Source organism: Enterococcus sp. DIV0574 (assembly GCF_051711125.1).
Classification (GTDB): Bacteria; Bacillota; Bacilli; order Lactobacillales; family Enterococcaceae; genus Enterococcus_D; species Enterococcus_D gallinarum.
The window spans coordinates 1-15,197 of the sequence record NZ_JBIOMA010000001.1 but is presented as its reverse complement, the minus strand read 5'-3'; the positions used below and the strand labels follow the sequence as shown (position 1 = coordinate 15,197).

The following is a 15,197-nucleotide window of genomic DNA, read 5'->3' as shown; positions in this document are numbered from 1 at the left end:
TCTTTCTACTATTCAATTCTACTAATTAATTCTACCCACTGATTAGATTTGTGCCCAAACACTCTCTAATATATTCGTTTGATTACGATCTGGCCCTACTGAAAATGTTGAGATACGAACCCCAACTAATTCAGAGATACGATGTACATAGTTACGTGCATTTTCAGGAAGATCAGCTAATGTTTTGCATCCAGTAATATCTTCTGACCAGCCTGGTAACTCTTCATAGACTGGTTTACAACGATTCAATTCTTTTAGACTTGCAGGATAATGATAAATCAATTCTCCATCTAATTCATAAGCAGTACAAATTTTTACAGTTTCCAAGCCGCTCAAAACATCAATTGAATTTAGAGACAGATTCGTGATACCAGAAACACGTTTTGAATGACGCATGACAACAGAGTCAAACCAACCAACACGACGTGGACGACCAGTTGTCGTACCATATTCACGGCCAACTTCACGAATTTGATTGCCTGTTTCATCAAAAAGTTCTGTTGGGAATGGGCCATCACCAACTCTTGAAGTATATGCTTTACAAACACCAACTACTTTATTGATTTTAGAAGGACCCACTCCACTACCAATGGTTACTCCACCAGCTACTGGATTTGAGGATGTTACGAACGGATATGTTCCTTGATCAATATCTAGCATAACTCCTTGAGCACCTTCAAACAGTACGCGTTTTCCTTGATCTAGCGCATCGTTTAGAATAACTGAAGTATCCGTTACATATTTCTTGATTTGTTGACCATATTCATAATACTCTTCAAAAATATCTTCAAAAGCAATCGGCTCATCATCAAACATTTTAACAAATTGACGATTTTTTTCTTCAAGATTGATACGTAATCTTTCTTCAAAAATTTCTTTATCAAGAAGATCAGCAATTCGAATACCTACACGAGCGGCTTTATCCATATAAGCTGGACCAATCCCTTTGATCGTTGTTCCGATTTTATTGTCACCTTTAGCATCTTCTTGTAACTGATCTAATTTGATATGATACGGTAAAATAACATGGGCACGGTCAGAAATTTTCAAATTATCTGTTATTATATTATTCTCTTTTAGATAGGCAAGTTCCTTAACAAGAGATTTTGGATTCACAACTACGCCATTTCCGATCACGCTAATTTTATCTTTATAAAAAATACCGGATGGAATCAAGTGTAATTTATATGTCACTCCATCAAACTTAATAGTATGTCCTGCATTGTCTCCACCTTGATAACGTGCAATCACTTCCGCATTTTCACTCAAAAAGTCGGTAATCTTCCCTTTTCCTTCATCGCCCCATTGGGTACCTACTACTACTACAGATGACATTTAATGACCTCTTTCTTTATATATTGCACTCCATAAGTATTGTACCAGTATTCGATCATGGATTCAATCTAAAATCGAATGATTGAATCGATTAAAATGAAAAAAAGCAGAAAAAAACGAACTATATTTTATTTATTTTTTTTATACAAAGCTAAATACGAATAAAAAAAGCGACCGGCAATAGTACCAGTCGCAACCTATCCTATGCAAACTCAACTCTTGGAGATAGAGAGGAAAACTTATTGTATTCCTTGATAAACAATAATTCAACTGTTCCCCGTGCTCCACTTCTGTTCTTTTCAATAATCACTTCAATGACATTATTGTTTTGCGGCTCTTCACCGCCATCCTCTTCGTCACCTTCACGTTGATAGTAATCGTCTCGATAGAGAAATGCAACAATGTCTGCATCTTGCTCAATAGATCCAGATTCACGAATATCACTTAAAACTGGACGTTTATCTTGGCGTTGTTCCACCCCTCGTGATAATTGAGAAAGCGCAATAACTGGAACTTTTAATTCTTTGGCTAATTTCTTCAATTGCCGAGAAATCTCAGAGACCTCTTGTTGACGGTTTTCTCTTCCTGTACCTTCAATCAATTGCAAATAATCAATCAATATCAAACCCAAATTCCCTTTTTCCTGTGCTAATTTACGACAACGTGCTCGAATCTCGGAAATTTTGATTCCAGGTGTATCATCAATATAAATACTAGCATTCGACAAACTTCCCATGGCCACGATCAAATTGCGCCACTCTTCTTCTGACAGTTGACCGGTCCGTAAATGGCTGGCTTCAATAGATCCTTCCGCACATAGCATTCGATTGACTAATGATTCTGCACCCATCTCTAAGCTGAAGATGGCGACAGAACGATCTGTTTTTGTTCCTACATTTTGTGCTATATTTAGTGCAAAAGCTGTTTTACCAACAGCAGGACGTGCTGCTAAAATAATTAGCTCTTCTTTTTGAAGTCCAGCTGTCATTTTATCTAAAGCTGCATAGCCAGTAGGCAATCCGGTAATTTCTTCGTTATTTTGCGCTAACTGATCAATATTTTCAATTGTTCGATTTAACACATCAGCAATAGACTGAAATCCGTTGCTATTTCTTTTTTCTGAAACCTCTAAAATGCTTTTCTCTGCTTGATCGACAATCGATTGAACATCTTCATCTTGTTCAAACCCCTTTGTCACGATACGACTAGCGGTTTGAATCAAGTTGCGTAAAGTCGCTTTGTCGTCCACGATTTTTGCATAATAAGCAATACTAGCGGCCGAAGGAGAAGCTTGGCTAAGTTCTGTTAAATAAGTAAGCCCGCCGATATCTTCCAGACTATTACTTTTTTCTATTTCTGCTTTCAATGTGATTAGGTCGATGGATTCATTACGATCATTGAGTTGAATCATCGCTTGAAAGATAATCTGATGGCTGCGCCGATAAAAATCTTGTGGTTCAATAATTTCCATCGCATCAATAATTGAATCCGCTTCTAAAAAGATTGCTCCTAAAACCGCTTGCTCAGCTTCAATGTCTTGAGGCGGAATTTGATTTTGCCATACTTCATTCATGACTTTCGCTCCTAATCTAGTGTTCATTTATTCTACAGGATATCAAATCAAAGCACAAGAGAACCTCGATTACAAAAATATCCGCTTAAAAAATCCCAACATTTTACTGTTGGGAAACTTTTTATTCTTGTACCGTTTGGACGGTAATTGTAGCAGTTACTTTAGAATGTAATTTGACGGGCACCTTTGTATAACCTAATGCCCGAATGGGTTGTTCTAACTCAATTTTCCGCTTGTCCAATTTTATACTATATTGTTTGTTCAAAGCATCAGCAATTTGTTTTGATGGAATAGAACCAAACAACCGACCATCTTCTCCTGCTTTCGCTTTAATTCTAACAACTGTTTCTTCCTTTTCAAGGACTGTTTTTAGTTCTTCAGCCTCCGCCAGTAATTCCGCTTCATGTTTTTCTTGTGCTTTTTGTTTTCCTTTTAATTCGGCCATGCTTTCATTATTAGCTGGTTTAGCTAAGTTGTTTTTAATTAAGAAGTTTTGTGCATACCCATTTGGTACATCCTTAATATCTCCTTTTTTTCCTTTTCCTTTAACATCTTGCAAGAAAATAACTTTCATCTGTGGTCACTCCTCATTCTCTTTCTAACTTGTTAAGTTCTTGAATTAACATTTTTTTGACTTCATCCAAGCTTTTATCCTTGATTTGAGTAGCTGCATTTGTGAAGTGGCCTCCTCCACCAAGTGCTTCCATTAAAACTTGCACGTTGATTTTGCCAGTGCTTCGAGCACTAATACCGATCAACTTACTAGGCTGCCTTGTGATCACAAAAGCAGCATGAATCCCATTGATTGATAAAAGCGTATCCGCTGCCTTAGCGACTGTCACACTGTCATATACTCGTTTATCATCAGCTACTGCGATAACGATATCTTCTTTGTAATGTTTGCTTTTAGAAACTAGTTCACTAATCATTAAATAGGAATCTAAATCCGTACTAAGCATATATTGAACAAGTGAAGTATCCGCACCTTGATTTTTGAGGTATCCAGCTATATCAAAAGTTCTACCAGTTGTTCGAACAGAGAAATTCTTTGTATCGACATAAATTCCCGCCAATAAAGAAGTAGTGATAAATTTGGGAATTTGTGTTTTGCGAGTAGAACGATATTGTATCAACTCAGCGACTAACTCTGATGCCGAAGATGCTGTTGATTCAATATAAGTCAACAACGGCTTATCTGGAAACTCATCTCCGCGACGGTGATGATCAATTACAGCAATTTTATCAAATACATCATAAACTTTTTGTGAGATTGACATAGACGGTTTATGATAATCAACCATTACTAAGACACTTTCCTCATTGGATAAAGTTACAGCTTCCTCACCTGAAATAACAATTCGTTCTAAATCAGGATATTTCTTCAATTCTTCTAATACCCGTTCAATATCCGCAGTAATTTCTTTAGGATTTAAAATGATGTAACATTCACGTTCACTCATCATTGCCATATAAGCAACTCCAAAGGCTGCACCTAAAGCATCCATATCAGGGTACCTGTGTCCCATGATAAATACCTTTTTATTATCAGCAAATATTTTTTTTAATGTAGTACTCATAGCCCGAGAGCGAACACGAGTTCTCTTGGGCGTACCATCTGTATTCCCCCCAAAAAACTGTGGTTTTGCTTCCTCATCAGCTTTCTTCAGTACCACTTGATCCCCACCACGTACCAAGGCGATATCTAAATTATTTTGAGCTACTTCGCCTATTGTCTCTAGCGATTCTTCTCCGTAAGAGATTCCCATACTAATGGTTAAGGCTAAGTCATTCTTTTCAGCAATATTACGAACACGTGTCAAAAATTCAAAATTCCCTTTTTTCATCTTCTCAATATCTTCAATCTTGGCAACAAAAAGAAAGCGTTCAGAATTAATCCGCTTATAAAAGATATGATTTTCACTGGCCCAATCTGAAATTAGCGTCGTGATCAAAGAGTTCAAGTAGGATATTTGTTTGTCATCTTTTTTGTCAATTAGATCATCATAGTTATCAATTGAAATAAGTCCGATTGCTGACATAATTTAACTCCTCAATAAACTGCTATAGAAATATTAAACACTTTTATATTTTACCACATCTTATACGAATAAGCGATTTCCTAAATAAAGTTTCACGTGAAACTTTATTTAGGAAACCACAAATCAAATACCGGCAAAGATTTTTTCGTTATTTAAAGACAGAATTAAATAACAAATACACTAAATGTTTTTAGTAATAGTATATACAAAAAAAGTTGACAACTGTCAAAAACAGTTGTCAACTTTTGAATAGTAAAAATTATTCTTCGCCTACAAATGGAAGTAATCCCATGATACGTGCGCGTTTAATTGCAACAGTTAGTTTACGTTGGTTTTTAGCCCCTGTACCTGTTACACGACGTGGCAAAATTTTTCCACGTTCAGAAATGAAACGTTTTAACAATTCTGTATCTTTATAATCGATGTGTTCGATATGATTTGCAGCAATATAGTCTACTTTGCGACGTTTACGTCCGCCTCTTCTTTGTTGTGCCATTCTATTTCCCTCCTATCAATTTATTAGAATGGTAAATCATCGTCTGAAATGTCAATTGACGAGTTTCCGAATGGATCAGAATTATCTCGATCAAAGTTAGGCATTCCTGATGGTTGAGAGGATTGATTTTGATTTGTGCTATTGTTTCCGAATCCAGAAGAACCACTAGTATTATACGAAGTATTTCCACCGCTTTCGGTAGTGCGTCGTTGTTCAGAAGCATTACGAGATTCTAACAATTGAAAATTGTCTGCTACAACTTCAGTTACATATACACGTTGTCCTTGTTGATTGTCATAAGAACGTGTTTGGATTCTTCCAGTCACACCAAGTAATGTACCCTTACGAGCATAATTAGCCAGTGTTTCTGCAGGTTTTCTCCAAATCACACAATTGATGAAATCAGCTTCACGTTCTCCACTTTGGTTCGTAAAATTACGATTTACAGCCAATGTAAAAGACGCGACGCCAGTGCCGTTAGCAGTGTATCGTAAATCAGGATCTTTGGTTAATCTTCCTACTAATACAACATTATTAATCAAAGTTCATCATCTCCTCATCGCTTTGTTTCATGTGAAACAATTTTATTCTTCTTCTTTGACAATCATGTGACGGATAATATCGTCATTGATTTTAGCAAGACGGTCAAATTCATTGATTGCACTTGCATTTGATGGAGAAGAAACTTTAACGATGTGATAGATACCCTCACGGAATCCATCCATTTCATACGCTAGACGGCGTTTTTGCCAATCTTTAGACTCGATAACTTCAGCTCCGTTATCTGTCAAGATCGTGTCAAAACGTGCGATCAATGCAGATTTTGCTTCTTCATCAATGTTTGGACGAATGATGTATAAGATCTCATATTTCGTATTTTCCATTGATTATTCACCTCCCTGTGGTCTTAGGCCCCTAGTATATTCTAGGAGCAGAGAGAGTCGCCTGATTAGACTACTCACAAATACCAATTATACTTTTTTTTCATCCATAATACAAGATTAATTTTTTGACTTTTGACAGTAAAATTGCTTGCATCAATAAGTACGCACAAAATATTTTCATTTATTAAAAAAACTCCAACAACATCGTGTTGGAGTTACATTACTATTCATCATTCTGACTTTCAGAAGATATTTCTTCTTCTGTTTCAGAAACTTCCGGATCTACAGTGGCCATCGTGACTACTTTCGCTCCGTTTTCCATCTTCATTAAGCGAACGCCTAAAGTTGCACGTCCAGTTTGAGATACTGTTTCAACGTTAAATCGGATAATGACACCTTTGTCTGTAATTAGCATGATATCTTCTTTACCTGAAACTGTAGTCAATCCAGCTAACGGTCCATTTTTCGCAGTAATATTCGCAGTTTTTATTCCTTTACCACCACGCCCTTTTATTGGGTATTCTGAACCTTTTGTACGTTTTCCGTAGCCATTCTCTGTGATAACTAATACTTCACTATCTTCTTTGATCACAGAAGCGCCGACAACATAGTCATCTTCTCTTAAACGGATGCCTCGAACGCCTGCAGCAGTTCGTCCCATATCTCGAACCAGCTCTTCTTTAAATGTAACTGAATAGCCATTGTGTGTACCAATAATCATCACATCTTGCCCATTGGTTTCTACTACATTAACTAATTCATCATTTTCGCGTAACCCAATAGCAATCAATCCATTGGCCCGAATATTGGAGAAAGCAGTAACTGATGTACGTTTTACTATACCTAGCCGTGTCGTGAAGAACAGATAACGTCCTTCTTGAGGTCCTCCAGAAGCAGAGATAATCGCTTCGATGCGTTCGTTTGAATCAATACCTAAAAGATTGATCACAGGAATACCTTTAGCAGCTCGTCCGTATTCAGGAATTTCGTATCCTTTAGCTTTATAAACTTTCCCCATGTTAGTAAAGAAAAGTAAAGTATCATGAGTTGAACAAGAAATCAACGTTTTAACAAAGTCTTCATCGTGAATCCCCATGCCTTGAACACCACGACCTCCACGACGTTGAGCCCGAAATTCAGAATTTGCTACTCGTTTGATATACCCATTATTTGTCAGCGTAATGACAATTTCTTCTTCTTCAATCAAATCTTCATCTTCAAGACTCAATACTTCTCCAACAAGTAATTCTGTTCGGCGCTCATCACCAAAGCGTTGACCTAATTCTTGCAATTCTGTTTGGATAATTTCTAAAACTCGCTGAGGATTAGCTAAAATATCTTTTAAGTCAGCAATCAATTCCAACAAACTTTGATATTCATTTTCAATCTTGTCTCTTTCTAATCCTGTTAAACGACGCAAACGCATATCTAGAATCGCTTGCGCTTGTCGATCTGATAGACTGAAACGTTCCATCATTGTGTTTTTTGCTTCATCATCTGAATTAGATGCTCTAATCAATGCAATGATTTCATCAATATGATCAAGAGCAATCCGTAATCCTTCCAAGATGTGAGCACGTGCTTCTGCTTTGTTTTTGTCAAATTGAGTACGACGCGTTACTACCTCTTTTTGATGCTCGATATAATTTTCTAAAATTCGTTTCAAACTTAAAATTTTTGGTACGCCTTTTTCAATCGCCAGCATATTAAAGCCAAAAGATGATTGAAGAGCCGTCATTTTATAAAGGTTGTTCAAAATAACTGAAGCACTAACGTCACGACGAACATCGATCACAATACGCATACCTTCTCGAGAAGATTCATCGCGCAAGTCCGTAATACCTTCGATACGTTTGTCTCGATGAAGTTCTGAAATCCGCTCAATTAATTTTGCTTTATTGACCATGTACGGCAATTCGGTGACTAGAATTCTTTCTTTACCATTAGGCATCTCAGTAACTTCAACTTTTCCTCGTACCGTAATGGACCCTTTACCTGTCTCATAGGCCCGTCGAATACCTGATTTACCCATAACTAGGCCGCCCGTTGGAAAATCAGGTCCGGGCAAAACTTCCATCAATTCATTCGTTGTTACTTCAGGATTTTCCATTAGCAGCTCAATAGCCGCAATTACTTCATTCAAATTATGTGGTGGAATGTTCGTTGCCATACCTACCGCAATACCTGTTGTACCATTGACTAAGAGATTAGGAAAACGAGCAGGCAATACTGCAGGTTCTCTTTCAGTATCGTCGTAATTACTTTGAAAATCGACGGTATCTTTATTAATGTCTCTTAGCATTTCCATTGCTAATTTGCTCATGCGGGCTTCAGTATACCGCATCGCGGCAGCACCATCACCATCGACTGAACCAAAGTTACCATGACCATCCACTAACATATAACGATAACTAAACGGTTGCGCCATCCGCACCATTGATTCGTAAATCGCACTATCACCATGAGGGTGATATTTACCCATTACATCACCGACGATACGGGCTGATTTTTTATGAGGTTTGTCTGGTGTAACCCCTAATTCATTCATTCCATATAAAATTCTACGATGAACTGGTTTTAGTCCATCTCGAACATCTGGCAAGGCCCTTGCAACAATAACACTCATCGCATAATCGATAAAGGACTCACGCATTTCACTTGTCAGATTGACATCATGAATATTTTGTTTTGCTTCACTCAAGCTATTTCCTCCTTTACGATTGGCTAGATATCAAGATTTTTAACATAATGTGCATTCTCTTCAATAAAGGCACGCCTTGGTTCTACACGATCGCCCATTAGCATTTCAAAAATTTGATCTGCTTCAATTGCATCGTCTACACTTACACGGAGCATCATCCGGTTTTCCGGATCCATTGTTGTTTCCCAAAGCTGATGGTCATCCATCTCACCTAAACCTTTGTATCGTTGAACACTTGGTTTAGGCGTTGCAGGCAATGACTCGATTGTATTCTTCAAATCTTGTTCTGCGTTTTTGCCTGGTTGGATATAATGGATATTTTTTCCTTGTTTTACCCCATAAAGTGGTGGTTGAGCAATATAAACATATCCAGCTTCAACAATTGGTCGCATATAGCGATAGAATAAAGTTAATAGCAATGTTCGGATATGTGCGCCATCGACGTCGGCATCAGTCATAATTACTAATTTATGATAACGTGCCTTAGAAACATCAAAGTCTGCTCCAAATCCTGTGCCCATCGCTGTAAATAGTGAACGGATTTCTTCATTTGCCAAAATTTTATCCATGCTTGCTTTTTCGACATTTAAAATTTTCCCTCGAATAGGCAGAATCGCTTGGAATTCACGACTTCGTCCTTGTTTAGCTGATCCTCCAGCTGAGTCTCCTTCGACAATAAATAATTCGCATTTCTCAGGATCATTACTTGAACAATCTGCTAGCTTACCTGGCAGATTACTAATTTCAAGAGCACCTTTACGTCGAGTCATCTCACGCGCACGCTTAGCTGCTTGACGTGCTTTAGAGGCTAACAGTCCTTTTTCAACTACTTGGCGCCCAACTGCTGGATTCTCCATCAAAAATTTTGTGAAATGTTCTGAAAATAAACGATCAGTTACAGTCCGCACTTCTGAGTTCCCTAATTTTGTTTTTGTTTGTCCTTCAAACTGAGGATCTGGATGTTTGATGGAAATAACCGCTGTAAGACCTTCTCGAACATCTTCACCTGTTAGATTCTCATCATTTTCTTTCATTAGCTTAGATTTACGTGCATAGTCATTGATAACCCGAGTCAAAGCTGTCTTGAATCCAGACTCATGTGTACCACCTTCATACGTATGAATATTATTAGCAAAACTTAGCAAATTGTTATGATAGCTATCTGTGTATTGTAGAGAAACTTCAACCGTGATGCCCTGTTGTTCCCCTTCAAGATAGATTGGTTCAGGAAAAATAACTGTCTTACTTGCATTTAAGTGTTCAACGTAGCTTTTAATTCCGCCGTCATAATGATATTCCTTCAGAACAGGATGTTCTTCTCGTTTATCTTCAATTGAAATTTTTAAGCCGCGATTCAGAAAAGCTAATTCTCGAACACGTGTAGCCAACTTATCAAAGTTAAAAACAGTAGTTTCTGTAAATATTTCAGGATCCGGTACAAAGTGAACAGTGGTCCCATGACGATCTGTTTCACCAATCACTTTTAGATCTTCGACAACAGCTCCCCGATGGTATTCTTGATAATAAACTTTGCCTTCTTTGAATACTTTAACATCTAATGTGGTAGATAATGCGTTTACCACTGAAGAGCCTACCCCATGCAAGCCTCCTGAAACTTTATATCCGCCACCGCCAAATTTTCCCCCTGCATGAAGAATAGTAAATACGGTTTCAACAGCAGGTCTGCCAGTTTTTGCTTGAATATCTACAGGAATTCCCCGACCGTCATCGACAACAGTAATACTATTGTCTTCTTCGATAATTACTTGAATCGCTGTAGCAAAACCAGCAAGTGCTTCATCAATCGAATTATCTACGATTTCCCACACAAGGTGATGGAGCCCTTCTGAACTGGTCGATCCGATATACATTCCTGGACGCTTGCGTACCGCTTCTAAACCTTCTAAGACTTGAATCTGACTGGCGTCATATTCTTTGGCACGTTCAACTAAACTTTTTTCTTCTTCTGTCATTCAGTCTATTCTCCTTTTATGTGTCCTTTGTCTACGTAAAAAATCTCTGCTTCAACAGACATTTTATCTTTTACATGTTCAAGTGTGGTTGTAGTAATAAATGTTTGTACTTTTCCTTCAATTGTTTCTAGTAAGTGTAACTGACGAGAATCGTCTAATTCACTCATGACATCATCTAACAAAAGAACCGGATATTCTCCCGTTTCTTCTTTCATCAAATCAATCTCTGCCAATTTTACACTTAATGCAGTGGTTCGCTGTTGACCTTGGGATCCGAATGTTTGAACATTCCTATCATTGATTAAAAAGTTGAGATCATCTCGGTGTGGACCCACTAGAGAAATCTGTCTCATTTTTTCACGTGTTTTCACTTGATCCAGTGCATCTTTGAATTGTTGTTGAACTTGTTCTAGAGATGCACTTACAGTACCAACACTAGACAAGTATTCTATTTGTAAAACTTCTTTTTCATCACTTATTTTTTGATGGAGTTGATTGGCCCAAAATGCTAATCGTTTTACAAAACGTTGTCGTGCAAAAATGATCTTGCTGCCAAATTCAATCAATTGTTCAGTCAACACAGTGAGATAGAGCTCATCATTTTGCTTTTTTTCAAATAATTGCTTCAAATACTGATTTCGCTGTTTCAAAACACTTTGATATTGCACAAGATCATACAAATAAATCGGATCAATCTGTCCAATTTCCATATCGATAAATTTTCTTCTTACTTGAGGACTTCCTTTAACAAGTGAAAGATCTTCGGGGGCAAAAAGAATTACATTCAATTGCCCTATGTAACTACTAAGTTTTTTTTGCTCAATATGATTGACTTTCGTTTTACGACCTTTTTTAGTTAAAAATAATTCTAATGGTATGGTAGAATGCCCTCGAGACACAGCTCCGCTAACTTGAGCCCCAGCTGTATCCCAACGAATCAACTCTTGTTCACTTGTAGTTCGATGACTTTTTGTCATCGCTAAAACATAAATACTTTCTAAAACGTTGGTTTTTCCTTGAGCATTCTCGCCTAAAAAAATGACAAGATTTTTATCGAAAGATAACTCCAAAGATTCATAGTTGCGATAATTATTTAGCTGAAGATTATTCAGACGCATCTGAGGCTTCCTTCTTTACCATAAAAAAAGTACCCTCATCAGGTATCTCAATCCTCATTCCCGCATATAATTTGCGGCCTCGTCTATTCTCTGGCTCTCCGTCTACAAGTACCGTATGTTCAGCTAGGAACCATTTTGCTTGTCCTCCACTGCTGATTACGCTGACTTCTTTCAACATTTGTCCTAACGTCATATATTCAGTTTCTAAAGGTATTTGCATTTTCATATTATCCCTCGATTCTATAGAAGAACGTATACCATTATTATACTCTTTTTTAAGGAATAAAACAAATTTATCCGTATAATTTTCATTCTGAGAAGTTTTGATTGTTTTAGATAAAAAATAAGCAAAAACAAAAAGAAGGGCTTAAAATCGATTTTAAGCCCTTCTAAACTATTTTTGTATTTTCAGACGTTTGTTTCATGCATTTACAATAAACATGAAAAATTCTAATTTGTGCGGACTGGTGTAATCAATTGAATAAAGCTTCCTTGACTTTCAGTTGGTTCCAAAGTGAATGGTCTGATAGCAGAAATAAAGCGAATCGTGATGCTTGTATCTCCAAAAGCTCTTAGAGCCGCCTTCATGTAATCAGGATTGAAAGAGATTTCCAATGGTTCTCCTGAAACTTGCTCGTAGGATAGATCTTCTTCTACTTTACCAATCTCAGGAGAATTCCCATATAAAATAACAGAATCTTCATTTATTGACAAACGAACAATGTTATTTCTTCCTTCATGTGAAAGTAAAGATGCGCGTTCGATGGCTGACAACAATTCTGGAACTGAAAATTCAATTTCTGTGTTAAAGCTTGATGGTATCAATCGATTTGTATCTGGGTAAGTCCCTTCTAATAGGCGTGAATAGAACTTCATTGTATTGGTTTGGAACAATACTTGATTATCCATGATACTGATTTGAATAGCTTCTTCTTCATCTGTTAAAGAACGGGACAATTCAGTCAAACTTTTCCCAGGAATAACGATGTTGAAATTCGCTTCCCCACTTTCTAATGGAATTACTCGTTGACTTAATCGATGGGAATCTGTAGCTACAGCTAATAATTTCTTATTTTCAAGAACAAAATGAACACCGGTTAGAATTGGACGACTTTCGTGCTGTGAAACAGCAAAAACTGTTTCGTTAACAATTTTATTTAGAATGTGAGCAGGAACTTCGATGCGATCTTGACTTTCGACAACTGGTAAATGTGGATAACTATCAGCATCTAATCCATTTACAGTAAAGTTAGCTTTCCCTGAAGTTATTGCTACTTGGTTATTTTCTATCACTTCCAGCGTAACAGTATTATCCGGTAAGCGACGAATGATTTCACTAAAAAATCGTGCTTGTAAAACAATTGCTCCTGTTTGTTCAATTTTCATTTGAACTTTTTCTTTCTCTACGCTTAAAAAAGTCTCAATTGAAATATCAGCATTACTTCCTGTCAGAGTTAAACCTTTATCAGTTAGAACTAATTTAACACCTGTAAGGATCGGTATGGTTGTTTTTGATGAAATGGCACGTTGAACGGTTTGTAATTCTTGCATGAACTCTGTTCGATTTAAAGTTACTTTCATTAGGAGCACTCCTTTTATTTATAGTTATTAAATAAGGTAATAGTAGTAATAGGCTTGTTAGTATTGTGGATAACTAGAAAATATCATTGAGACGTCAACGAAAACGCCTGTGTATAACCTGTGCATAACTTTTTGACATGTTTTTGCTTTATCCACAACTCAACTAAAGAGAATGTTTTTGATTTCTGAAATTTCATTCTTAATGGTAGGATCTGTTTCTGAGAGATGTTGGATTTTTTCATGAGCATGAATGACTGTAGTATGATCTTTACCTCCGAATTCAGCTCCAATTTTAGGTAAAGAGTTATCCGTTAGTTCACGAGAAAGAAACATGGCGATTTGCCGAGGTACGACAATTCCTTTGACACGTTTTTTTCCTTTGAGATCATTTATATGGATATGGTAGTATTTTGCAACTTCCTCTTGGATTTGCAATATAGAAACTTGAGTGCTTCCATGACTTGACTTTAATGCTTTGATTGCTTCTGCAGCTAAGCTTGTTGTAATATCCGAATTTTGCATAGTTGCAAATGCTTGTACACGCACTAATGCGCCTTCTAATTCCCGAATATTCGAATCAATTTGTCCTGCGATATAACTCAGTGTATCGTCAGGGATTTCGAGGCGTTCAGCTTCTGCTTTTTTTCTTAAAATCGCTGTTCTAGTTTCTAGATCTGGAGGTGTAATATCTACAGATAACCCCCATGCGAAACGTGAAACCAATCGTTCAGGTAACGTGGGTATTTCATTTGGTAAGCGATCACTTGTCAAAACGATCTGCTTGTTATTTCGATAAAGCTCTTCAAATGTATTAAAGAATTCTTCTTGTGTCCCTTCTTTATTGACCAAAAACTGAATATCATCAACAAGTAAGAGATCAACATTTCGGTATTCATTCCGAAAATCTTCCATTTTATTCTTTTGGATCGAAGTAATAAAATCATTAGTGAAGTTCTCACTGCTCACATATTTGATTTTTGCATTTGGTCTTTTTAACAGCATTTGATGTCCGATAGCATGCATCAAGTGAGTTTTTCCTAGACCCACACCACCATAGAAGAATAACGGATTATAGATAGAACCGGGATCTTCAGCTACAACTAAAGCTGCAGCATGAGCCATCTGATTTCCTTTACCTATAACAAATGTATCAAAAGTATATTTTTCGTTTAGAATAGTTTTTCCTTTTTTTTCTGCTTTTTCAGTAACTGTTTGTTCAACAGAAGGCGATTTTTGCAGAGCTTCTGCTTCTTCAGCAGTGACAAAACTAGGAATTAGTTCTTCACCGGTCTTCATGAAGCCCATCTCAACAATTTTTGCAGCTAGATTTTTTTCCCAATAAGATTTATGAAGATCACTGGGTACTTCAATCAATAACTGATTTTTTTCAAAAGATAATATGTTGGCTGTTTCGATCCAAGCACTGTAACTTGCTGGATTAAGTTCTTCTTTAAAAGATTTCTGAAGATCTCGCCAAATGGAATCAGCAGATGACAT

Annotated in this window: 13 protein-coding genes; all 13 read right to left on the bottom strand. The window is 37.0% G+C overall.

Annotation, left to right across the window (positions count from 1 at the left end):
* Positions 1-42 precede the first annotated feature (42 nt).
* Positions 43-1,335 carry an adenylosuccinate synthase gene (locus tag IGJ45_RS00065; protein ID WP_021148909.1) on the bottom strand — a complete coding sequence of 431 codons (1,293 nt, stop codon included), beginning with the start codon at positions 1,333-1,335 and terminating at the stop codon, positions 43-45.
* A gap of 202 nt (positions 1,336-1,537) precedes the next feature.
* Entirely contained in the window at positions 1,538-2,908 is a 1,371-nt protein-coding gene (dnaB, locus tag IGJ45_RS00060; protein ID WP_138371394.1) for a replicative DNA helicase, read from the bottom strand.
* 121 nt (positions 2,909-3,029) lie between these two features.
* Positions 3,030-3,482 carry a 50S ribosomal protein L9 gene (gene rplI / locus IGJ45_RS00055; protein ID WP_003129255.1) on the bottom strand — a complete coding sequence of 151 codons (453 nt, stop codon included), beginning with the start codon at positions 3,480-3,482 and terminating at the stop codon, positions 3,030-3,032.
* Between the two features lie 13 nt (positions 3,483-3,495).
* Positions 3,496-4,947 carry a DHH family phosphoesterase gene (locus IGJ45_RS00050; protein ID WP_003129254.1) on the bottom strand — a complete coding sequence of 484 codons (1,452 nt, stop codon included), beginning with the start codon at positions 4,945-4,947 and terminating at the stop codon, positions 3,496-3,498.
* Positions 4,948-5,206: 259 nt separating this feature from the next.
* Complete coding sequence (rpsR, locus tag IGJ45_RS00045) at positions 5,207-5,443, bottom strand: 30S ribosomal protein S18 (RefSeq protein WP_003129253.1); 237 nt, start codon at positions 5,441-5,443, stop codon at positions 5,207-5,209.
* 23 nt (positions 5,444-5,466) lie between these two features.
* Entirely contained in the window at positions 5,467-5,985 is a 519-nt protein-coding gene (ssb, locus tag IGJ45_RS00040) for a single-stranded DNA-binding protein (RefSeq protein WP_003129252.1), read from the bottom strand.
* Between the two features lie 42 nt (positions 5,986-6,027).
* Entirely contained in the window at positions 6,028-6,327 is a 300-nt protein-coding gene (gene rpsF, locus IGJ45_RS00035; protein WP_003129251.1) for a 30S ribosomal protein S6, read from the bottom strand.
* Between the two features lie 223 nt (positions 6,328-6,550).
* Positions 6,551-9,028 carry a DNA gyrase subunit A gene (gene gyrA, locus IGJ45_RS00030; protein ID WP_409531399.1) on the bottom strand — a complete coding sequence of 826 codons (2,478 nt, stop codon included), beginning with the start codon at positions 9,026-9,028 and terminating at the stop codon, positions 6,551-6,553.
* Between the two features lie 23 nt (positions 9,029-9,051).
* Complete coding sequence (gene gyrB / locus IGJ45_RS00025; protein ID WP_003129249.1) at positions 9,052-11,001, bottom strand: DNA topoisomerase (ATP-hydrolyzing) subunit B; 1,950 nt, start codon at positions 10,999-11,001, stop codon at positions 9,052-9,054.
* A gap of 5 nt (positions 11,002-11,006) precedes the next feature.
* The gene (gene recF, locus IGJ45_RS00020; protein ID WP_003129248.1) at positions 11,007-12,119 is read right to left on the bottom strand and encodes a DNA replication/repair protein RecF; all 1,113 of its coding nucleotides are present in this window, start codon (positions 12,117-12,119) and stop codon (positions 11,007-11,009) included.
* Positions 12,106-12,345, bottom strand: coding sequence for a S4 domain-containing protein YaaA (gene yaaA / locus IGJ45_RS00015; protein WP_003129246.1), 240 nt, complete (start codon positions 12,343-12,345; stop codon positions 12,106-12,108). The genes recF and yaaA overlap by 14 nt, the downstream gene beginning before the upstream one ends.
* 224 nt (positions 12,346-12,569) lie before the next feature.
* Positions 12,570-13,700 carry a DNA polymerase III subunit beta gene (gene dnaN, locus IGJ45_RS00010; protein ID WP_003129245.1) on the bottom strand — a complete coding sequence of 377 codons (1,131 nt, stop codon included), beginning with the start codon at positions 13,698-13,700 and terminating at the stop codon, positions 12,570-12,572.
* 159 nt (positions 13,701-13,859) lie between these two features.
* Positions 13,860-15,197 (bottom strand): chromosomal replication initiator protein DnaA, encoded by a 1,338-nt coding sequence (gene dnaA, locus IGJ45_RS00005; protein WP_003129244.1) that lies wholly within the window; start codon positions 15,195-15,197, stop codon positions 13,860-13,862.

Bases quoted from the DNA above. Each gene is read 5' to 3' on its own strand.
- IGJ45_RS00050 (WP_003129254.1), bottom strand. From the start codon at position 4,947: ATGTCAGCAATCGGACTTATTTCAATTGATAACTATGATGATCTAATT.
- rpsR (WP_003129253.1), bottom strand. From the start codon at position 5,443: ATGGCACAACAAAGAAGAGGCGGACGTAAACGTCGCAAAGTAGACTAT.
- gyrB (WP_003129249.1), bottom strand. From the start codon at position 11,001: ATGACAGAAGAAGAAAAAAGTTTAGTTGAACGTGCCAAAGAATATGAC.
- dnaN (WP_003129245.1), bottom strand. From the start codon at position 13,700: ATGAAAGTAACTTTAAATCGAACAGAGTTCATGCAAGAATTACAAACC.
- rpsF (WP_003129251.1), bottom strand. From the start codon at position 6,327: ATGGAAAATACGAAATATGAGATCTTATACATCATTCGTCCAAACATT.
- rplI (WP_003129255.1), bottom strand. From the start codon at position 3,482: ATGAAAGTTATTTTCTTGCAAGATGTTAAAGGAAAAGGAAAAAAAGGA.
- dnaB (WP_138371394.1), bottom strand. From the start codon at position 2,908: ATGAATGAAGTATGGCAAAATCAAATTCCGCCTCAAGACATTGAAGCT.
- yaaA (WP_003129246.1), bottom strand. From the start codon at position 12,345: ATGAAAATGCAAATACCTTTAGAAACTGAATATATGACGTTAGGACAA.
- dnaA (WP_003129244.1), bottom strand. From the start codon at position 15,197: ATGTCATCTGCTGATTCCATTTGGCGAGATCTTCAGAAATCTTTTAAA.
- IGJ45_RS00065 (WP_021148909.1), bottom strand. From the start codon at position 1,335: ATGTCATCTGTAGTAGTAGTAGGTACCCAATGGGGCGATGAAGGAAAA.
- recF (WP_003129248.1), bottom strand. From the start codon at position 12,119: ATGCGTCTGAATAATCTTCAGCTAAATAATTATCGCAACTATGAATCT.